Source organism: Ralstonia sp. 1138 (assembly GCF_040544795.1).
GTDB lineage: Bacteria > Pseudomonadota > Gammaproteobacteria > Burkholderiales > Burkholderiaceae > Ralstonia > Ralstonia flatus.
In genome coordinates this window covers 199,922-220,047 of sequence record NZ_JBEPKQ010000005.1, presented here as the reverse complement: position 1 = coordinate 220,047, position 20,126 = coordinate 199,922, and the positions used below count along the sequence as shown (strand labels likewise).

16 protein-coding genes are annotated in these 20,126 nt (G+C 63.1%); 15 read left to right on the top strand and 1 reads right to left on the bottom strand.

Features of this window, described 5'->3' with window-relative positions; translation table 11 throughout:
- Positions 1-12: 12 nt before the first annotated feature.
- A complete protein-coding gene (locus ABIC76_RS21595; protein ID WP_354535192.1) occupies positions 13-156 on the top strand; it encodes a hypothetical protein in 144 nt (47 codons plus the stop codon).
- Positions 157-164: 8 nt separating this feature from the next.
- On the opposite strand, the gene ABIC76_RS21590 is transcribed toward ABIC76_RS21595, so the two are convergent.
- Positions 165-1,061 (bottom strand): LysR family transcriptional regulator, encoded by an 897-nt coding sequence (locus ABIC76_RS21590; RefSeq protein WP_354535191.1) that lies wholly within the window; start codon positions 1,059-1,061, stop codon positions 165-167.
- Positions 1,062-1,178: 117 nt separating this feature from the next.
- Between ABIC76_RS21590 and ABIC76_RS21585 the strand changes: the two genes are divergently transcribed.
- The 14 genes from ABIC76_RS21585 (at position 1,179) to tig (ending at position 20,091) form a co-directional block, all read left to right on the top strand.
- A complete protein-coding gene (locus ABIC76_RS21585; RefSeq protein ID WP_354535190.1) occupies positions 1,179-2,942 on the top strand; it encodes an acyl-CoA dehydrogenase family protein in 1,764 nt (587 codons plus the stop codon).
- Entirely contained in the window at positions 2,939-4,126 is a 1,188-nt protein-coding gene (locus tag ABIC76_RS21580) for a CaiB/BaiF CoA transferase family protein (RefSeq protein ID WP_354535189.1), read from the top strand. The genes ABIC76_RS21585 and ABIC76_RS21580 overlap by 4 nt, the downstream gene beginning before the upstream one ends.
- Before the next feature lie 80 nt (positions 4,127-4,206).
- The gene (locus ABIC76_RS21575) at positions 4,207-5,613 is read left to right on the top strand and encodes an MFS transporter (RefSeq protein ID WP_354535188.1); all 1,407 of its coding nucleotides are present in this window, start codon (positions 4,207-4,209) and stop codon (positions 5,611-5,613) included.
- Positions 5,614-5,714: 101 nt separating this feature from the next.
- Positions 5,715-5,909: a hypothetical protein gene (locus ABIC76_RS21570; protein ID WP_027681376.1), complete on the top strand. Its 195-nt coding sequence runs from the start codon at positions 5,715-5,717 to the stop codon at positions 5,907-5,909.
- Positions 5,910-6,069: 160 nt separating this feature from the next.
- Positions 6,070-6,600: a sigma-70 family RNA polymerase sigma factor gene (locus ABIC76_RS21565; RefSeq protein ID WP_354535187.1), complete on the top strand. Its 531-nt coding sequence runs from the start codon at positions 6,070-6,072 to the stop codon at positions 6,598-6,600.
- A gap of 86 nt (positions 6,601-6,686) precedes the next feature.
- Positions 6,687-8,891, top strand: coding sequence for a TonB-dependent siderophore receptor (locus tag ABIC76_RS21560; protein ID WP_354535186.1), 2,205 nt, complete (start codon positions 6,687-6,689; stop codon positions 8,889-8,891).
- A 314-nt stretch (positions 8,892-9,205) separates the two neighbouring features.
- Positions 9,206-10,597, top strand: coding sequence for a lysine N(6)-hydroxylase/L-ornithine N(5)-oxygenase family protein (locus tag ABIC76_RS21555; RefSeq protein WP_354535286.1), 1,392 nt, complete (start codon positions 9,206-9,208; stop codon positions 10,595-10,597).
- Positions 10,594-11,832 carry an MFS transporter gene (locus ABIC76_RS21550; RefSeq protein WP_354535185.1) on the top strand — a complete coding sequence of 413 codons (1,239 nt, stop codon included), beginning with the start codon at positions 10,594-10,596 and terminating at the stop codon, positions 11,830-11,832. Before ABIC76_RS21555 ends, ABIC76_RS21550 begins: the two co-directional genes overlap by 4 nt.
- Positions 11,822-12,436 carry a GNAT family N-acetyltransferase gene (locus tag ABIC76_RS21545; protein WP_354535184.1) on the top strand — a complete coding sequence of 205 codons (615 nt, stop codon included), beginning with the start codon at positions 11,822-11,824 and terminating at the stop codon, positions 12,434-12,436. Before ABIC76_RS21550 ends, ABIC76_RS21545 begins: the two co-directional genes overlap by 11 nt.
- A gap of 18 nt (positions 12,437-12,454) precedes the next feature.
- Positions 12,455-14,341, top strand: a complete 1,887-nt coding sequence (locus ABIC76_RS21540) for an IucA/IucC family protein (protein ID WP_354535183.1) — start codon at positions 12,455-12,457, stop codon at positions 14,339-14,341.
- Entirely contained in the window at positions 14,338-15,150 is an 813-nt protein-coding gene (locus ABIC76_RS21535) for a siderophore ferric iron reductase (protein ID WP_354535182.1), read from the top strand. Before ABIC76_RS21540 ends, ABIC76_RS21535 begins: the two co-directional genes overlap by 4 nt.
- A gap of 97 nt (positions 15,151-15,247) precedes the next feature.
- Entirely contained in the window at positions 15,248-16,408 is a 1,161-nt protein-coding gene (locus ABIC76_RS21530) for an aromatic ring-hydroxylating oxygenase subunit alpha (RefSeq protein ID WP_147215868.1), read from the top strand.
- A gap of 76 nt (positions 16,409-16,484) precedes the next feature.
- Positions 16,485-18,503, top strand: a complete 2,019-nt coding sequence (mnmC, locus tag ABIC76_RS21525; RefSeq protein ID WP_354535181.1) for a bifunctional tRNA (5-methylaminomethyl-2-thiouridine)(34)-methyltransferase MnmC2/FAD-dependent 5-carboxymethylaminomethyl-2-thiouridine(34) oxidoreductase MnmC1 — start codon at positions 16,485-16,487, stop codon at positions 18,501-18,503.
- A 244-nt stretch (positions 18,504-18,747) separates the two neighbouring features.
- Positions 18,748-20,091, top strand: coding sequence for a trigger factor (gene tig / locus ABIC76_RS21520; protein ID WP_102067278.1), 1,344 nt, complete (start codon positions 18,748-18,750; stop codon positions 20,089-20,091).
- The last annotated feature ends 35 nt before the right edge of the window (positions 20,092-20,126 follow it).

Below are 20,126 nucleotides of genomic sequence, written 5' to 3'. Positions count from 1 at the left end.
CCAGAAATCATCGTGACCGACGCCGCCGATGACGAATCGATTCAGATCATCGGCAACGGGCTGAACCACTTCAACGATACGCACGTCGGCTATGGTGACCGCCGTGCGGCCCGCCCGGCACGAGCCGCGTTTTCCTCAGCAAGGCGCTGTGAGTGAGGTGGCCTTCAAGGTTTCACGTTTTCCTGTGCCGCGGCTTCGAGGTATTCCAGAAAGCGGCTGGCGACCGGCTCTGCATCGCCCGCGCTTCGCAATGACAGCACGGGCGATTCTTTTTTGTCGTCGGCCAGCGGCACAAAGCTGACGCGTGCGTCGCCGGCGTGCTGCAGTGTTTTGGGCACGAGCGCCACGCCCATGCCGAACCCCACCATCGTCACCACCGTTTGCCACAGCCGCGCCTCGTGACGGATCACTGGGCTGAAGCCGGCGTCCACGCACAGCGCGATGATGAGGTCGTGATAGTGCGGCGACACCGTGCGCGGGAAGAGGATGAACGGCTCGTGTGCGAGCGCATCGAGTTTCAGGCTCTTGCGACGGGCCAGCGGGTGGGCCGTAGGCAGGCAGGCGACAAAAGGCTCCGAGAAGATCGGCGTGGAAACGACTTCCGGCGGGAACGTGCCCCAGTAGGCGCAGCCCAAGTCAATCTGCTGGCGCTGGATGGCCTGGACCTGCTCGCCGGTGTTCATCTCGCGCAGGATGATTTCCACGGCAGGGTGATCGGCCTCGAAGCGCTCCACCGCGCGTGGCAGGCCGCGATACAGCATCGAATTGACGAAGCCGACGCGAAGCCGGCCCGCCAGCCCGTGGGCCGAGCGCTGCGTAACGCGCTCGACTTCCGCCGCTTGCTGCAACAGCTTGCGCGCCTCGTCCAATAACACCTGGCCGGCGTTGGTGAGCGCCACGCTTTTGTTGGTGCGCGCGAGCAGTTGCACGCCGAGTTGATCTTCGAACTTGCGGATATCAAAACTGAGCGCCGGCTGCGAGATGAACAGCCGTTGCGCCGCACGTCCGAAGTGCAGCTCTTCCGCCACGGCAACGAAATAGCGCAGCTGTTTCAAGTCCATGGCAATCTCGGCAAACGATAAAGAGAAATTATCGTACAGGACAAAACGTGTATTGGACGATTATCGATCCCGTTTCTATGCTGGCCGAACAAAACAGGAGACAGCGAGGCCATACGCATGAACGACATCGCCCGCGAGCCGCTTACGACCCAGCCTGGCGGCCATCAGAACATCCCCGACAGTCGGGGCATCAATTTCTTCCATGTCGATCCTGACCTCGGGCGCCTTTTGCGGCTGCACCTGGGCGAGGCTCGATACCGCGAGCTGGAGCCTCAGCTCCAGTCGCTCGGGCAACGCGCCTCAGACGAACTTGACGCCTGGGCCATCAGCGCGGACCACAACCCCCCGCAGCTACGCCCCCGCACTCGCCGTGGCGAAGCCCTGCAGACCATCGACAAGCACCCCGACTACATCGCGCTCGAACGTGTGGCCTATGCCGAGCTTGGGCTTGCGTCGATGAGCCACGTCGGTAATGCGCCGCCACCCCTTGTCAAATATGCGCTGACCTATCTGTTCGTGCAGGCCGAGTTCGGTTTGTGCTGCCCGGTCAGCATGACGGATTCGCTCACGCGCACGCTTCGCAAGTTCGGCGCCCCGGCACTCGTGGCGCGCTATCTGCCGATGCTGGCGTCGCGCGACTTCGATGTGCTGTACCAGGGTGCGATGTTCATGACTGAGCAGGCTGCCGGTTCGGACGTCGCCCGCATTGCCACGCGCGCCGCGCTGGAAACCGCGCCCGACGGTACGCAAACATGGCGCTTATACGGCGACAAGTGGTTCTGCTCGAACGCCGATGCCGATCTCGCCATGGTGCTCGCCCGCCCGGACGGTGCGCCATCGGGCATCAACGGCCTCGCGCTGTTCCTGTTGCCGAAGACGCTGCGCGACGGTTCGCGCAATCACTACCGTATCGTCCGCCTGAAAGACAAGCTGGGCACCCGTTCGATGGCCAGCGGCGAGATCGTGCTCGAAGGGGCCACCGCCTACCTGATTGGCGAGATCGGCCGTGGTTTTCACCAGATGGCCGACATGATCAACATGTCGCGGCTGTCGAACGGCGTGCGCGCTGCCGGCCTGATGCGTCGCGCTGTCACCGAAGCGCTGCACATTGCCCGCAACCGCGAAGCCTTCGGCCGCAAGCTGATCGACATGCCGTTGATGCAGCGTCAGCTGATGAAGATGCTGCTGCCGGCGGAGCAGGCGCGGTCGATGTTCATGCAGATCGCGCAACTGCTGCCGCTGGCGGATGCGGGCGACGCGCAAGCCGGCAAATGCGTGCGCATCCTGACGCCGCTCATCAAGTTCCGCGCTTGCCGCGATGCGCGCCGCGTGACGGGAGACGCGATGGAGGTGCGCGGCGGCACCGGCTACATCGAAGAGTGGAGCGATGCGCGCCTCGTGCGCGACGCCCATCTGGGCTCGATCTGGGAGGGCACGAGCAATATCGTCGCGCTCGACATCGCGCGCGCCGTGAAGCGCGAAGGCGCGTTGGAGCCGCTGCGCGCATATCTCATCGGCCTGCTCGACGGCGTCAACCTGCCACCGCAAAGCGATGTGTTGTTGCGCGGCACGCTCGAGCGCGTATGCCGGGCAATCGCCAAAGTGGCGGAAGACGGCAGCGATGAACTGGTGCGTCAGGCCGGCTCGGCGCTGTATCACATCACCACGGCCATCTTCATGGCAGTGGAGGGCATGCGCTTGGCGCCGGATCATCGGCGTTTGGCATTCGCGCATCTGGCGCTGCGTCACAAGCTACTGCCGGTGGATCCGCTGGCCTTGCCCACAAACGGTGACGCATCGCTGTTTGATGCGCTCGTCAAGCAGCGAGAGGTGCCGCTTGCGCTGGCCATGCAAGCCTTGCCAACTGGAGCCGCGCAATGAGTGCACCCAACGGGGCATTGCACGGCCTGAAGGTCATCGACCTCAGCCGGGTGCTCGGCGGCCCATATTGCACGCAGGCGCTTGCCGATCACGGTGCGCAGGTCATCAAGCTCGAACCGCCTGTCGGCGACGAGACGCGCACCTGGGGGCCGCCCTTCGACGAAAGCGATACCGCCTGGTACTTCAACGGCGTCAATCGCAACAAGCTGGGTATCTCCGTCGACTTGACGTGTGATGAGGGCCGCGCCGTGCTCTGGCAATTGCTGGAAGATGCCGATGTGCTGGTCGAGAACTTCAAGCCCGGCACGCTCGCCCGCTGGGGCATGGATTTCGAGCGCCACCTGCAACCGCGCTTCCCGCGCTTGATCCACTGCGCCGTCTCGGGTTTCGGCCCGGATGGCCCGCTCGGCGGGCTGCCCGGCTACGATGCCGCCATCCAGGCGATGGCCGGCCTGATGAGCGTCAACGGCGAGCGCGACGGCGGCCCAATGCGCGTCGGTCTGCCGATCGTCGACATGGTGACGGGGCTCAACGCGCTGGCCGGCATCCTGCTCGCGTTGGCGGAGCGTGAAAAGAGCGGGCATGGCCAATCCATCGACATTGCGTTGTATGACTGCGGCGTATCGCTGCTGCATCCGCATCTGCCGAACTACTTCGGTTCGGGCAAGGTGCCGCAGCGCAGTGGCAATGCGCATCCAAACATCGCTCCATACGACAGCTACCAGACTGGCACCGCACCGATCTTTCTGGCGGTGGGGAACGACCGCCAGTTCGCCAAGCTTTGCACGCATATCGGCGCAGCAGAATTGACCCAAGACACGCGCTTTGCCGACAACCGCAGCCGCTGCGCACATCGCGCGGAGCTGAAGCACGCGCTGGAAGCGCAACTGGCACGCTTCGATTGCGAGACGCTTGCCCAAGACCTGATCCACGGCGGCGTACCGTGCGGGCCTGTGTTGACCGTCGATGTGGTCGCACGCCATCCGCATACGCTGCACCGACAGATGGTGGTCGAGCTGGGGGCGTACCGTGGGACCGGATCACCCATCAAGCTGTCGCGCACGCCGGCCACGTATCGCAAGGCACCGCCTGCGCTCGGCGCCGATACCGATGCCGTGCTCGCGTCGCTCGGCATTGACGCAGACACCCGGCAACGCTTGTTTGAAGCCGGCGTTCTGAAATGAAGTAAGCCGGGTTGACCACCACAAGGCAGACAGCCCGGCAGAGGCTGCGCCAAACCGGCAGTACCACCAAGGAGACCAACATGCCTCACCAGCCTGCGCCCCGCGCCACCGCAGCTTCAAACCTGCAGCCGCGGCGCGCCGCGGTTGCCGCGTTCATCGGCACCACCATCGAGTGGTACGACTTCTACATCTACGGCCTTGCCGCCGCGCTGGTCTTCGGCAAGGTGTTCTTCTCCAAGACGCTGGACCCGGGCATCGCCACGCTGCTCTCGTTCGTCACGCTGTGGGCCGGCTTTGCGGCGCGGCCGATCGGCGGGATCATCTTCGGGCATTTGGGCGACAAGATCGGTCGTAAAACCACGCTCATCATCACGCTCATCCTGATGGGCGTAGCCACCATGGGCATTGGCCTGTTGCCGGGCTATGCGCAGATCGGCATGTGGGCGCCGGTGGGGTTGGTCGTGCTGCGCGTGGTCCAGGGTGTGGCCGTGGGCGGCGAGTGGGGCGGCGCGGTGCTGATTGCCAGCGAGAGCGCACCCAAGCGCAAGAGCATCCTGTACTCGGCGTTTGCGCAGCAGGGCTCCCCGACGGGCAATCTGCTGGCGACGCTGGTGTTCTTTGCGCTGAGTGCGTTGCCGACACCGCAGTTCATGCTGTGGGGCTGGCGCGTGCCGTTCCTGCTGTCGGCGCTGCTGGTCGTGGTCGGCATGGTCATCCGCCTGAAGCTGGAAGAGTCGGACGATATGAAACGCGTGCTGGCGCAGAAAAAGACCGTCAAACTGCCGCTCAAAGACGTGGTGCGTGACCACTGGGGCCTCGTGCTGCTGGGTGCCGGTACGCTGCCGCTCATTCACGTGACGTACCTGAAGAGCAACTTCGCGCTCGCCTGGGCCACGAAGGAACTCGGCTACGCGCAGGACACCTTCCTGGGCATCATCGCGATCGCGCTGGTAGTGCAGTTCATCACACAGCCACTCGGCGCCTGGCTGGTCTCGCGCATGGACATGCGCCGCGCCATCTGCCTGATGGTGCTGCCCGAGTTCCTGCTCATGCCGGTGATGTTCTTTGCCATCGAGACCAAGGTGTATTGGATTGCACTGCTGGGCATGTGCCTGGCAACGGTTCCGCACTCCATGTTCTATGGCGCTATCGGCGGCATTCTGGCGCGCGTGTTCCCGACACGCATCCGCTATACCGGGTTGTCGTTGGCGTATCAGCTGTGTTCGCTGGTGGTGGGCGGGGGCACGCCGGTGTTCGCCCAGTGGATGCTCAACGGTACCGGCAATATCGTTGGCGTGGCGGTGTCGTCGGCGCTGTATGCGCTGATATCGCTGGCGTGCACGCTGATACTGCTCAATCGCACGGGCTATCGCGCGGACGAGCTGTCCACCGCCGAACGCGCCGATGCAATGGACCTGGGGCAGGGTGATGCCGATGCCTCCCCAGCGCACACCGGTCCAATGGGTAAGCCGGCGGCGGCCGTCTGAATTGATGGGGCCACCGTCTCCTACGCGAAACGCGTGGTGGCACACCTGGCGCACGTTCCCTACGATGACAAGGCAAGTCACGCACAACGGGGAGGCGCGCCATGTCCATCTTTGACGAGAACGAACACCGCGAGGCCTTCTGGGAAACCGTGCGCCAGGCCATTGAGGCGCGCGAGCAAGCCGACGAGGCGCGTCGCGCAGGGCGGTTGACCGGCCTGGCGATCGGCTTGTCAGTGGCCGCGCTTGCGGTTGCACTGATGGCTTGGCGGCGCCGGTCTCCAGACGATGTAGCTTGAAGCCTTCGCGCTGGTCCCGGCGCAATCCTTAGCGCTTCCTTTTCAATCCACGTTTGCAAACGTGGTTTTTTGTTGCCTAAAATGAGAATGATTCTCATTTGTATGGGCGCGATGTGTGCGTTTCTGCGCGCGGGCGCCCGGTGGATTCCCGGGAGCCTGCATGCCAGCCGTTCAGTCCGAGCCGCGGCACGAGATCGACACAGCGATTGATGCGCTTTATGTGCAGTACAGCGACTGGCTGCTCGCCTGGCTGGGCAAAAAGCTGGCATGTGCGGAGGAAGCGGCGGACGTGTTGCACGACACGTTCATGCGCGTGATGGCCGCGCCGGACAGGCTGGGGGAGTTGCGCGAGCCGCGCGCCTATCTGACTACCACCGCCAAGCATTTGATGATCGATCGGGCGCGTCGTCGGCGTGTTGAATGCGCATGCCTGGATGAACTGACGTTGCGGTCCGCGCAGTATGGGCATGCGCCATCGCCCGAGCAGCGCCTGGCGCAGGCGCAGTCGTTACAGCACACGAGCGCGATGCTCGAAAGCCTCTCGCCCAGCGCGCGCGAAGCGGTGCGGCTGCGCTACATCGAGGGGCAATCCCACGCGTGCATTGCCGAGCAGCTTGGCAAGTCGACGCGCATGGTGCGCAAGTATCTCGTGCAGGCGATTGAGCGTTGCGCGACATGCGCGATGCGCTGATCCAAAAAAAAGATTCCGCAGCGGTTCCGCTTTCGCGGTGTGGATCGTCGATGGGTGTGGAAACCACACGCATCTTCCAACACACCATGCCAATGCAAACGAACACAACAACGGTTTTTCCATCCGATACGTTCTGCCGTACAACGCTGCGCCCGATGGCGCTTGCCGCGCGGCTGACCTGTGCAGTGCTGCTGGGGGCGGCGCTGCCAACGCAAGCGATGGCGCAAAGTACCACTGGCGAGATCAGCGCGACGCTGCCCGCAACCACGGCAGTCGGCCGAGGCGAGACGGCGCAAAGCCCGGGCAAAGGCTTCGTTGCCAGGCAGAGCGCGGCGGGCACGAAGACCGATACGCCCATCATCGAGACGCCGCAATCGATCTCGGTGGTGACGCAGCAGCAGCTGGACGACCAGAAGCCGCGCGGCATTTCGGAGGCGCTCAACTACACCTCGGGCGCATTTACCGCACTGGTGGGCGCGTCCAACCGGTACGACTACGTTGCGCTGCGTGGCTTCAATGACAGCAGCGTCGACAACACGTTGCTCGACGGACTGCGCCTAATGAGTGACCAGGGCAGCTACAGCTCGTTCCAGGTCGATCCCTATTTCCTGCAGCGCATCGATGTGCTCAAAGGGCCGGGTTCGATCCTGTACGGCCGTGCGTCGCCGGGTGGCGTGGTGGCACTGACGAGCAAGAAGCCGCTCTTCCAGCCGTATCACGAGGTGGAACTCACGGTGGGCAATCGCAACCGTCTTGAGGGCGCGTTCGATATCTCTGGGCCGATCGACCAGAACGGGGTGATGGCCTTCCGGGTGACCGGTCTGGCGCGCGGCATGGACACGCAATTCGAGCACGTGCGCGAACAGCGGTTTGCGATTGCGCCGTCGCTGGCCATCAACTTCACGCCCGATACGCATCTGCTGTTACAGGCCTATTTGCAGCACGATCCGGAAGGCGGCTATCACAGCGGCGTGCCGGCGGAAGGCAGCATCTTCCCGCGCAATGGCCGCTACATTTCCCGCTACTTTTTCGATGGCGACCCCACGGTTGAAAAATACCGCCGCACCGAGCGCATGGTCGGCTATCAGTTCGAGCATGCGTTCAATGACCAACTGACCGTGCGCCAGAACTTTCGCTACGTGTTCGGCGATACGCGTTTGCGCCAGATTTACGGCTTCGGCTGGGCGAGCGCGGATGAGCTGACGCGGTACTACTCCGGCGCCAAGGAGGCCACGCACGCTTACACGGTCGATAACCAGCTGGAAGGCAAGTTCACCGCGGGGGCGGTCAAACATACGATGCTGTTTGGCCTCGATTATCAGAAGCGCCATGTCGATGGCTTCTGGGAGTCCGGCAGCGCTGACCCGATCAACGCGTTCAATCCTGTGTATGGCAGCCCGGGGCTCACGGGTGTCACGGCATCGCCGATCGATCGGTGGCTCGAGCAGACCGGCCTGTATCTGCAGGACCAGATCGCCGTCGACCGATGGCGCTTCACGTTGGGCGTGCGTGAAGACCATGCGAAGGCGTCCAATCTGTACGGTACCGGCACGCCGTCGGAGTGGAGCGGCTCGAAGTTCACCAAACGTGCGGGCGTGGTCTATCTGTTCGACAACGGTATCGCGCCGTATTTCAGCTACTCGGATGGTTTCAACCCGAGCCTGCGCGCAGACCAGCGGGGCAATCTCCTGCAACCGGCCACAGCCAAGCAGTTCGAGGCGGGTGTGCGTTATCAGCCGAAGGGCTCCAGCACGATGCTGTCGGCGGCGGTGTTCAACCTCGATCAGGAGAACGTGGCGACCAAGCCGGTGGGACAGATCTACTACGTACCGAGCGGCAAGATCCGCACGCGCGGCGTAGAGCTGGAAGCGCGCACGCAGGTGACGGACACCGTCTCGGTGCTTGCCAACTACACCTTCACCAACATGAAGTTCATCGAGTCGGCAGAAGGTTTCGTGGGCAACACGCCGTATCAGGTGCCGCGCCATATGGCATCGGCGTGGGTGGACTGGCGCTTCATGCCCGGCTACACCGCCGGCATGGGCTTGCGCTACGTCGGCACAAGCTGGGGCGACAACGCCAACAGCTTCAAGGTGCCGCCGTATACGCTGGTGGATCTGATGTTGCGCATTGACCTTGCACGTTGGGATCCGTCGCTCAAGGGTGCCAAGCTGCAATTGTCTGCCAAGAATCTCTTTAATAAGAATTACGTGGCATCCTGCTTGAGCAACGCCTATTGTTATTGGGGTGATGCGCGCAATGTGATGGCCACCATTTCTTATCAATGGTAATTACATTTTCTTCACACAAGCCTTCCATTTTCTGTGTAGTATTGTGACTTGGATTGCTGCTCGGCGATTGGCTTATATAGCATCGCCGGGCATTTCGAATCTGTTCCCGGTATCGCGCTTGCGATATTCATGATCATTCAGCAGCCGGCACGCATCGGCTGTGATCAAAACCCCACCTGAATTCACCCAGTCTAGGCGCGGCCCCAAGCCGCCGGCCGACGGAGAGCGTGCGCGTGCGCTGCGCTTGCCCGGTCGCGTTCCTGGTGCTGTCGTTTGGTAAATGCAGTCTTTGCAAATCAGGAGGTTCAAGCGTGATGAAGTCCGATGTTTATGATTTTATTGCAATTGGTTTAGGTCCATTCAATTTAAGTCTGGCCTGTCTGGCAGAACCGATTGAAAGTCTGAACGGCCTATTTCTGGAGCGTGCCGAAGAATTCAATTGGCACCCCGGCATGCTGATTGATAACACCACATTGCAGAATCCATTCCTCGCCGATCTGGTAAGCCTAGCCGACCCGCAAAGCCGCTTCAGCTTCCTGAATTACTGCAAGCAGGAAGGCAAGATCTATTCGTATTACATTCGCGAGAACTTCTATCTGAGCCGCGCGGAATACAACCGCTACTGCAAATGGGTCATCGCGCAACTCCGCAGCGTGCATTTCCACCATGACGTGGACGCGCTGGCCTATGACGCGCAACGCGGCTGCTATGTCGTCACAGGCTTTCGTGGCGCGGAGCGGGAACCGTTCGTGCTGCGTGCACGCAAGCTGGTGCTGGGCGTTGGGTCATCACCGTCGTTTCCCGCATGCGTGCCGCGCGATGGGCATCGCTACCTGCACACTGCCGACTACATCGACGTGCGGGACGTGCTGCGCGAAAAACGCTCCATCACCATTGTCGGCAGCGGGCAAAGCGCGGCGGAGGTCTATTACGACCTGCTCAAGGAGAGCGACAAGCACGATTACAGCCTCGTCTGGATCACGCGCTCGCCGCGCTTCTTCCAGATGGAGAACACCAAGCTGACGCTGGAGATGATCTCTCCGGACTACATCGATTACTTCTTCAATCTGCCGGATGGCCGCAAGGAAAGCATCCTGCGCAAGCAGGACAGCCTCTACAAAGGCGTCAACGCGAGCCTGATCAATCAGATCTACGATCTTCTCGACGACAAGCGCAAGACGGGCGCGCTGCGCACGCACCTCATCACCAACTGCGAGCTGCAAGCCTGCCGGCACGATGCCGCTACTGGCACCTACGAGATCGAATTTCAGCAGCTCGACAGCGGCGCGCGCTATGCACATCGCACAGAGGGGCTAGTGCTTGCCACGGGCTATGAGCAGAACATCCCTGCGTTTATTGATGGCATCCGCCACCGCCTGCGCTGGGACGCCAAGGGCCGCTATCAGCTTTCGCGCAACTACGCGGCCGATTTCAATGGCAATGAGGTCTACGTGCAGAACGCCGGCCTGCACACGCACGGCCTGACCAATCCTGACCTCGGGATGAGCTGCTACCGCAACTCCTGCATCATCCGCGAGCTGACCGGAGTGGAGCACTACAAGATCGAGCGGCGCATTGCAATCCAGGATTTTGCGATCCCGTCCACGCCCGATTTCATTCCGCTGGCGGCCAGGGAGTCAGCCAAGGAAGCAACCAGGGACCGCGTGCCGGAAATGGCGGAAGAGACCGCCGGGGTGGCCGCATGACGTTGCGTGTGTACATCATCCTGATGACGACCTTTGCCGTCATCAGCGATGCCATCCTGATTCCTTTCTATCCGCAGTTCTTTGCTGCGCGTTATGGGCTCGACAGCCCCGTCCACGTGGGCGCATACGTCGCGGCGATCTCCATTGCGGTGATGTGCACGCTGCCGGTCTGGGCGCGCGTAGCCAAACGCGTGGAACCGCTGCACCTGCTGGTCTACACGCAGTGTGCGGCGGGGACATTCAGCCTGCTGAGCGACTGGGCGCCCGACGTGGTGACGTACTGGGTGCTGTCGATGCTGATGTTCATGTGCAAGAGCAGCTACCTGCTGATGTATCCGTACATGATGCGGCTTACGCCCAAAGAGCAGCACGCCGCCACGGTGGGCATTCTGTCTGTGGTGGTGCACTTTGGCGCCATCTTCGGTGCCGTGGTGGGCGGCTTCGTGCTGCAGACGTGGGGGCCGCGTGCCAGCATCGTCGCCATGGCAGCGGGCGATTTCTTCCAGATGGCTGTGTGCCTGTATCTGATCCGCAGCGGCAAGATCGTGCGCGTCAATTCGGGCGAGCACGTGGAAGCCGCGGCCGCCGAGGCGCCACGCACGAGCTGGCGTGATCGTCTGCCGATCCTGCGCCTCGCACTGGTGATGCTGGTGTTCGATTTCAGCGCATACCTGATTCGCTCTTTTTTTGCCGTGTACTGGCAGCAGGTGTCAGGCCGCGACAGCGAGTTCGTTTCAGGCATTGTCTTCGCGATACCGGGTGCCATGGCCATCCTTGCGCTGCGCTTGCATGCCCGTATCCGCGCGCGCGGTGGCAAGTTGCCGGACCACACGCTGGGCAATCTGCTGCTGGGCGCCGCGGGGCTGCTGCTGCAGGCTGCACCCAACCCTGTGCTGATCGTTATCGGGCGCGTGCTGTATGGCTGGGCGTTGTTCCAGATCATCGTGAAGCTCGATGTCAACCTGTTCCGGCTTTCCACGCCGCAGCGCTATGCGCACGACTACAGCATCACCAATTTCTTCCAGAACCTGGGTGTGCTGCTGTCTTCGTTTGCAGCCGGGGCGATCGTCAATCGCTACGGATTGCACGTGCCGTTCCTGTTGGCTGCGTGCGGCTTTGCGCTGACGGCGCTGCTCGACCGGCTGATCCTGAACGTGCCCAGTGCCACGCACGCAGGCGAAGCGGGCAGGGCAGGCGAACCCATCAACGTGGAGGCGCCCGCCCATGCCAATTGACCTGCATGCCATTCATCGGCGCGCCGACGCCAGCCGTGCACCGCACACGGATGCCGATGGCTACACCTTCCGTCTGCTGCGCATTCCGGAAGACATCCCGACGCTGCACCGGTGGTTCCAGCCGGAGCGTGCATCGTTCTGGTTGATGCGCGACAAGACCGAAGCCGAGATCGGCCAGATCTATCAAGCGCTGATGGACTCCGGGCATGCCACTGCCTATCTCGTCTGGAAAGCAGGGCGCCCTGTTTTCCTGGCCGAGTGCTACGACCCCGCGCACGACCGCATCCGCGCGTTCTACGACGTGCAGCCCGGCGACTTGGGCATGCACATCTTCATCGGCCCATCGGATGTGCGCGTGCCCGGCTACACGCGCGGGGTGTTCTTCGCGTTGATGCGTTTCATGTTCGAACACCTCGGGGCGGCCCGCATCGTGGTCGAGCCCGACGCCAACAACGAACGCATTCACGCCATCAACCGCGCCGCCGGTTTCGTCTACGACCGCAACGTCGCCTTTACCGAAAAGATCGCCAGCCTCGCCTTTTGCACACGGCGGGATTTTGAGCGCGCCATCGCCGCCACCGCCGCTACCACCGCCACCGCTTAATCAACGAAAGGATTCGCCATGAACGTGACGCTCCAGAACCAGCTCTCCCAACACCCGGCACAGGCCGCCGCCCACCTCACGCCCGAAGTGTGGGCACAGGCCAATCGGCTGCTGCTGCGCAAGGCCATTGCCGAATATGCGCACGAGATCATCCTCGAACCCGAACACGTGAAAGATGCGGCCAACGGCTTCGCGCTGTATCAGGTGTTTTCCGACGACGGCAAGGTCTGCTACCAGTTTGAGGCGCGGCGGTTGGCACTGCGCCATTGGTTCATCCGGCCGGAGTCGATTCGCCGCCTGGTCGATGGCGCTGAGCAACCGTTGGATGCGCTGCAGTTCATCATCGAATGCCGGCAGCGCCTTGGCATCCGCGACGACCTGCTCCCCATCTACCTTGACGAAATCAGCAGCACGCTCTTTGGCAGCGCCTACAAGCGCATGAAGGCCGACGCGCCAAGCAGCGCCCAACTGGCCGATGCCACCGACTTCCAGACCATCGAGGTCGCCATGATGGAAGGGCACCCGGGCTTTGTCGCCAACAACGGACGCCTCGGCTTCAACGCCGTCGACTACCAGGCCTATGCGCCGGAGGCCGGCTCCGACATCCGCGTAATCTGGCTGGCTGTGCACAAGGACCACGCCACACCGTCGACGCTGTCCACGCTCGACTACGCGCAGCTGCTGGCCGAAGAGCTGGGCCAGGACACGGTCGACGAATTCACCCGCCAGGTGGCTGCGAAGGGCGTCGACCCGGCTGACTATCACTTCATGCCGGCGCACCCGTGGCAGTGGTTCAACAAGCTGTCCATCGCGTTCGCGGGCTACGTGGCACAGCGCAAGATCATCTGCCTCGACTACAGCGCGGATCACTACATCGCGCAGCAATCCATCCGGACGTTCTTCAACACGAGCGATCGCACCAAGCGCTATGTGAAGACCTCGCTGTCGATCCTGAACATGGGGTTCATGCGCGGGCTGTCGCCGTACTACATGTCAGGCACGCCCGCCATCAACGAATTCATCAAGGCGCTGGTGTCGGGCGATGCCTTCCTGCGCGAGAACGGCTTCACGATCCTGCAGGAAGTGGCAGCCATCGGCTTCCGTAACTTCTATTACGAGGCGGCGATTCCCGTAGATACGCCGTACAAGAAGATGTTCTCGGCGCTGTGGCGCGAGAACCCGCTGCAACTGCTGCAACCGGGGGAACGCCTGATGACGATGGCCGCATTGCTGCATGTCGACAAGGACGGCGTTGCGCTGATGCCGGAACTGATCCGGCGCTCCGGCCTGCCGGCGCTGGCCTGGGTGCGCCGATACCTGCAGGCGTATCTCACGCCGCTGCTGCATTGCTTCTATGCACACGACTTGAGCTTCATGCCGCATGGCGAAAACCTCATCCTCGTGATCGACAACCACGTGCCCGTGCGCGCCATCATGAAAGACATTGCCGAGGAATCGGCCATCCTGGAAATCAAGGCGCGCGAATGGCTGCCCGAGCGCGTGCAACGCCTGGCCGTGGAGGTGCCGGATAACTTCAAACTGCTCGGCATCTTCATCGACGTGTTCGATGGTGTGCTGCGCCACATCAATCACGTGCTGGTGGAAAACGGCTGCTGCACAGAAGACGAGTTCTGGGGTGCGGTCGCCGATTGCGTGTACGACTACCAGGACGCGCATCCGGAACGCGCCGCCAAGTATGCCCACTACGACATGTTCGTCCCCGAGTTCCTGCATTCGTGCCTGAACCGCCTGCAGCTGGGCAACAACGTGCAGATGGTGAATCTGGCCGACCCGGCATCGAGCCTGAAGATGGCCGGCAACCTGGTCAACCCGATCGCCAAGTTCCGCCGTGCTGCGCAGGCCCGTTCCATTGCAGCGGCCGAAGCAGTGGAAGCGGCTGCATGACGGACGGCATGCGCGCCTTCGTTGAAGACGCCAGCGGGCCGGGCTTCGCCACGGCGGTAGCCTGGCGGCCATCGCCTGCGCCGGATCTCGCACGTGTATGGGCGGCGGCGCAGCGCGTCCTGCCCAGCCTGCGCGGTGAGCAGGGCCGTGCGGCACCGGCGGGCGCGCTGCGTCTCGGAGACGACGATGCATTGCGCGCCCTGTGCGACCACTGGGCGCGTGCCTATCCGGAAGCCGGCGCGCATTACCTCGCCCTGCGATGCTGGGGCCTGGCCATCTGGCAGCCGATCTATCTCTGCGTGATTGCAGTCCATCTGGATGCGCCTGTGCCCAGGCTGTCCGGTCTTGCACAGCCGGTGAAGAACGGTTTTCCGAGCGGCCTGCACTTGCCTGCGCAGGTGCCGGTCGAGGGGACGTTTGCTGCGCGAAGGGAAGTCGCCGCCACTGAGCTGCGCGCGTTCTGCGCGGCGATGCGTCGTGCGCTGAAACCGATGGTCTCGTTACACGATCGCGCTGCCGATCGGCTGCAAGCCGAGTGCGTGCTTGGCGCCCTCATGGCCGTGCGTCCGCATGTGCCGTTGTCCGATGCGGACCTGGTAGCAGCCGGGGAAGACTGGCTCGCGCATCTTGGCATCTCCGGCGGATGCGGCTTCTTTGCCTATCGCGCCCGAGACGGCACGTCCGCACTCGCCCTCGACCGCAAGGTCTGCTGTCACCATTTCCGCCGTCACGACGGAGAGAAGTGCAGCACATGTCCGAAGCTCTCGCTGGACGCCCGCATCGCCCGCCTGGTGGCGGAAGCGGGCTGAACATCCCCGCGCGAGCACATTCCCCCGATACCTGATGGGGCGGATGTGGTTTGGCCCCGCGTCAAACCGCCCGCCACGCCGTGTTGGAGATTCTCCGATGACCGATGTCGGACGCCTGGCGCACGTGATGCCAGCGCATACCCAATTGCCCGTCGCCGCGTACTTTGATGACGCCTTGTTCGCGTGCGAACTCGAAACGATCTTCAAGCATTCTGCCTGCTACGTGGGCAGCGAAAAAGCCGTACCCGAATCCGGCGATTGGCGCCGCCTCCCACAGGAAGGCGGCGGCCGCGTGCTGGTTCGCAACGCCGGCGGCGTGGAGTTGATGTCGAACGTCTGCCGGCATCGGCAGGCGCTGATTCTTGGCGGTGAAACGGGCAATGTGCGCGGCCCCGCCAATGCCACCGGCAACTTGCGCACGGCCGGCGGCAATATCGTCTGCCCCTTGCACCGCTGGACGTACACAGACCACGGTGAACTGATCGGCGCGCCGCAGTTTCCCAGCACGCCATGCAAGAACCTGCAGCGCTTCACGCTTCGCAACTGCCATGGGCTGTTGTTCGAAGGCCCGCGCGATCCGGCACGCGATATGGCGCCGCTGTTCGCGCGTCCGGAATTCGACTTTGGTGACTACGTGCTCGATCACGTAGAAGTTCACCAGTGCAACTACAACTGGAAGACGTTCATCGAGGTCTATCTGGAGGATTACCACGTCGCGCCGTTCCACCCCGGCCTCGGCCACTTTGTCACCTGCGACAACCTTGAATGGGAGTTCGCCGACTGGTACAGCATGCAGCGCGTGGGCATCAACGAGGCGCTCAGCCAGCCGGGCTCCGATATCTACGGCGCGTGGCACGATCGACTGCTGGACTATCGCCGCGGCGCACCGCCCGACTTTGGCGCGATCTGGGTGACGTATTTTCCGACCCACATGATCGAGTTGTATCCGCATGTGCTCGTGCTTTCCACGCTGTATCCGAAAGGGCCGCAAGACACCGTCAACGTGGTCGAGTTCTACTACCCGGAAGAGATCGCCGCGTTCGAGCGTGAATTCGTCGAAGCGCAACGCGCTGCGTATATGGAAACCTGCATCGAGGACGACGAGATTGGCGAACGCATGGATGCCGGCCGCCGTGCGCTGATGGAGCGCGGTGTGTCGGAAACCGGGCCGTACCAGTCGCCGCTCGAAGACGGCATGCAGCACTTCCACGCGTGGTACCGGCGCGTGATGGGCACGCTGCCCGTCGCCGACGTGTAACGCAGAGCCGCTGCTTTAGATCAAGGCGCAGGGAAGGGGCGGCGTTACAATTCGCCGCTTCTTCCCAGGGTGTTTCATGCCACGCGGCCTTGTTCTCGCCACGCCTCAGCTCACGTCGGACGGCACGCCGTTCTCCGCGCAGTACGACGACGTCTATCACAGCTCCGAAGGTGGTCTGGCGCAGGCGCATCACGTTTTCCTGGGCGGCAACGGCTTGCCGGGCGCATGGCGCGGCAAGCGCGCCTTCACCATCGTCGAAACCGGCTTCGGTCAGGGCCTGAATTTCCTCGCCACGTGGGCCGCATGGCGCGACGATCCGCAGCGTTGTGCGCGGCTCGATTTCGTCTCGATCGAGAAGCATCCATTCGATCGCGCGGGCTTGTCGATGGTGCATCCGGCCAGCGGCGTGCTGGCGCCGCTGGCCGAGATGCTGCGTCGATCATGGCCCGTGCCGGTGCCCGGCGTGCATCGTTTGACCTTCGACGACGGCCGCGTCACGCTCACACTGCTGCTCGATGATGCGATGGAGACGCTGCCGCAACTCTCGTGCGCTGCCGACGCGTTTTATCTCGACGGTTTCTCTCCCGCAAAAAACCCGGATCTGTGGCAGCCGCGCGTGTTCAAGCAGCTTGCGCGGGTAGCACGTGCCGGCGCGACTTTGGCGACGTACACCGCCGCCGGATTCGTGCGACGCGGCTTGCAGGAAGCCGGCTTCGAGGTGCGCAAGGCGCCGGGTTTCGGCAGCAAGCGCGACATGACCGTCGCGCAATTCCCGACCCATTGGCGCACGCGGCGCGGGCCGGTGGAAGCACCAGTCTGGAGCCAGCGTCACGCCATCGTGCTGGGCGCCGGGCTGGCGGGCTGTTCCGTTGCGGAGCGGCTCGCGTCGCGCGGCTGGCGCATCACCCTGATCGACGAAAACGACGGCCCCGCGCGCGGCACGTCGGCGCATCGTGCAGCGGCCATGCATCCGCACGTATCCGTCGACGACAGCGTGCTGTCGCGGCTATCGCGCGCAGGCAACCTCCTTGCGCGCCGCCACTGGGACGCGCTCGATCGCGCCGGCTTCGCCACAGGTTTCCAGCGCACCGGCGTGCTGCAGCTGGCTGAAGACGCCGATGACGCCACCGAGCAGCAACGCATCGTGCAAACGCTCGGCTATCCGACTGATTACATCGACTGGCTCGATGTAGAGGAGGCCGCGCAACGCGTCGGCGCCAGCGTGCCGCAGGGCGGCTGGTGGTTTGCGCAAGCGGGCTGGGTCGCTCCGCCGGATATTTGCCGCGCCAATCTGGCCGCTGCCGGTGCGGCAGTCGATGCACGCTGGAACACGCACGTTGAATCGCTGCGCCAAGACGGCGACCAATGGCAGGCGCTGGATGCGCAGGGCGCTGTGATTGCGAGTGCGCCGGTCATCGTTCTGGCCAGCAGTCTCGGTGCGGCACGTCTGGCACCACTGAATTCCGCATCGCTCAAGCCGGTGCGCGGTCAACTCACGGATGTGCCCGTCACCGGGTTGGAAGCTGGCCTCGCATGGCCGAAAGTCGTTGTTTGCGGCGATGGCTATCTGCTGCCTGCCGAGCCGGGCGCGCGTTCGGTTCGCATAGGCTCCTCATTCCAACCGGGTGAATTCGACCTGACGGAGCGTGTCGCCGATCATGCCGCCAACCTCCGGCGGCTGACCGGATTGCAGCCGCAGCAATCTGGCGCGCTGGCGAAGCTCGACCCGGCGCAACTGCAGGGGTATGTCGGTGTGCGGTGCGTCTCGGCCAATCGGTTGCCGTTAATCGGCCCGCTGGTGGATGAGGCGGCGGCCACGGCGCGCGGCTTCCGTCTGCGAGGTCCGCATGCGCAACTGCCTCGCCTTGCCGGGCTGTATGCAGCACTTGCGTATGGCTCGCGAGGCCTCACATGGTCGGTACTGGGCGCAGAGTTGCTGGCGGCCCAGATCGACGGTGGCCCGCTCCCGCTGGAATCCGACCTGGCCGCGGCGCTTGACCCCGGCCGGTTTGTTCTGCGTGCGTTGCAGCATGGGCGCCATCAAGGGCAGGGCGCAACACCCCCGGAAAACGAAGCCGCGGAACCGCTGGATTAACACGCGGTTTGAAGGGTTTTCCTAGCGTTCCGACCCAAAAAATCAGGGCCGCCGAACGTTCCATGCCATAATATGCGTTTTGCGTTTGCCAGCCTGAACGCGCCCGTTGTGCCGTGCATTGTGCAGTCAAGCGGCCCTCGCGCCGCATTCCTGCAAGCCCGGCAACACCAAGAACTTTGAACCACGGCTGCTGCTGGCGCTGCGCCGTTCGACGCAACCATCTTCTGAATCTGGAATTACGACCATGTCGACTATCGAAAACCTCGGCAAGCTTGATCGCAAAGTGACCCTGGCTGTCCCGAAGGCCGAAGTGGAGCAAGAGAAGCAAAGCCGTCTGGCGCGTCTGTCCAAGACCGTCAAGATGTCCGGCTTCCGCCCGGGCAAGGTCCCGATGAAGATGGTCGAGAAGCAATACGGCCAACAAGTCGAATTCGAAGTGCGCTACGACAAGGCTGCCCGCCAGTTCTTCGACATCACGAACGAGCAGGGTGTGAAGGTTGCCGGCCAACCGCGCTTCGAACTGAAGACCGAAGGCGTGGCTGACGATCAAGTCGCCTTCGACGCGACGTTCGAGGTGTATCCGGAAGTGAAGCTCGGCGATCTGGCCGGCGCGGAACTGACCCGCACCAAGACCGAAATCACCGACGCCGAGATCGACAAGACCCTCGACATCCTGCGCAAGCAGCGCGTGCACTACCATCCGCGCGGCGAAGCCGGCGAGCACGGTGACGGCGGTGCAGCCGTTGCACAGAACGGCGACCGCGTGACGGTCGATTTCGTCGGCACGATCGACGGCGTGGAATTCGCGGGCGGCAAGGCTGAAGGCTTCAGCTTCGTGCTGGGCGAAGGCCGCATGCTGCCCGAGTTCGAGCAAGCCACCCTGGGCCTGAAGCAAGGCGAGTCGAAGAAATTCCCGTTGGCGTTCCCCGAGGACTACCACGGTAAGGATGTTGCCGGTAAGACGGCCGAATTCACCGTCACGCTCAAGCAAGTCGAGTGGGCGCACCTGCCGGAAGTCAACGAAGCCTTCGCCCAATCGCTGGGCATCGCCGACGGCAATCTCGACAAGATGCGCGCCGACATCCGCGAAAACCTCGAGCGAGAAGTCAAGCGCCGCACGCACGCGCTGCTGAAGGACCAAGTCATGGAAGCGCTGCTGAAGGTGGCAGAGCTGGACGTGCCGAAGTCGCTGGTCGAGCAAGACCAGGAGCGCCTGGTCGAAATGGCCCGCCGCGATCTCGAATCGCGCGGCATGCCGAACGCCAAGAACATGCCGATCCCGGCTGAGATGTTCACGCAGCAAGCAGAGCGCCGCGTGAAGCTGGGTCTGGTGCTGGCCGAAGTGGTGAAGGCAAACGGCCTGGAAGCCAAGCCGGAGCAGATCAAGGCTGAAATCGAAGAGTTCGCCAAGAGCTACGAAGATCCGAAGGAAGTCATCCGCTGGTACTACGGCGACCAACAGCGCCTGGCCGAGATGGAAGCCTACGTGCTCGAAAACAACGTGGTAAATTTTGTGTGCGACAAGGCCAAGGTCACTGACAAGGTCGTGTCGTTCGAAGAGCTGACCGCCACGCCGGCGCAAGGCTGATTCGATCGATAGAGTTTCCGAAATAAGCACCGGAG

Coding starts and splice junctions, on each gene's coding strand:
- ABIC76_RS21590 (WP_354535191.1), bottom strand. CDS start 1,061: ATGGACTTGAAACAGCTGCGCTATTTCGTTGCCGTGGCGGAAGAGCTG.
- ABIC76_RS21575 (WP_354535188.1), top strand. CDS start 4,207: ATGCCTCACCAGCCTGCGCCCCGCGCCACCGCAGCTTCAAACCTGCAG.
- ABIC76_RS21580 (WP_354535189.1), top strand. CDS start 2,939: ATGAGTGCACCCAACGGGGCATTGCACGGCCTGAAGGTCATCGACCTC.
- ABIC76_RS21560 (WP_354535186.1), top strand. CDS start 6,687: ATGCCAATGCAAACGAACACAACAACGGTTTTTCCATCCGATACGTTC.
- ABIC76_RS21555 (WP_354535286.1), top strand. CDS start 9,206: ATGAAGTCCGATGTTTATGATTTTATTGCAATTGGTTTAGGTCCATTC.
- ABIC76_RS21535 (WP_354535182.1), top strand. CDS start 14,338: ATGACGGACGGCATGCGCGCCTTCGTTGAAGACGCCAGCGGGCCGGGC.
- ABIC76_RS21565 (WP_354535187.1), top strand. CDS start 6,070: ATGCCAGCCGTTCAGTCCGAGCCGCGGCACGAGATCGACACAGCGATT.
- ABIC76_RS21570 (WP_027681376.1), top strand. CDS start 5,715: ATGTCCATCTTTGACGAGAACGAACACCGCGAGGCCTTCTGGGAAACC.
- ABIC76_RS21585 (WP_354535190.1), top strand. CDS start 1,179: ATGAACGACATCGCCCGCGAGCCGCTTACGACCCAGCCTGGCGGCCAT.
- ABIC76_RS21530 (WP_147215868.1), top strand. CDS start 15,248: ATGACCGATGTCGGACGCCTGGCGCACGTGATGCCAGCGCATACCCAA.
- tig (WP_102067278.1), top strand. CDS start 18,748: ATGTCGACTATCGAAAACCTCGGCAAGCTTGATCGCAAAGTGACCCTG.
- mnmC (WP_354535181.1), top strand. CDS start 16,485: ATGCCACGCGGCCTTGTTCTCGCCACGCCTCAGCTCACGTCGGACGGC.
- ABIC76_RS21550 (WP_354535185.1), top strand. CDS start 10,594: ATGACGTTGCGTGTGTACATCATCCTGATGACGACCTTTGCCGTCATC.
- ABIC76_RS21545 (WP_354535184.1), top strand. CDS start 11,822: ATGCCAATTGACCTGCATGCCATTCATCGGCGCGCCGACGCCAGCCGT.
- ABIC76_RS21540 (WP_354535183.1), top strand. CDS start 12,455: ATGAACGTGACGCTCCAGAACCAGCTCTCCCAACACCCGGCACAGGCC.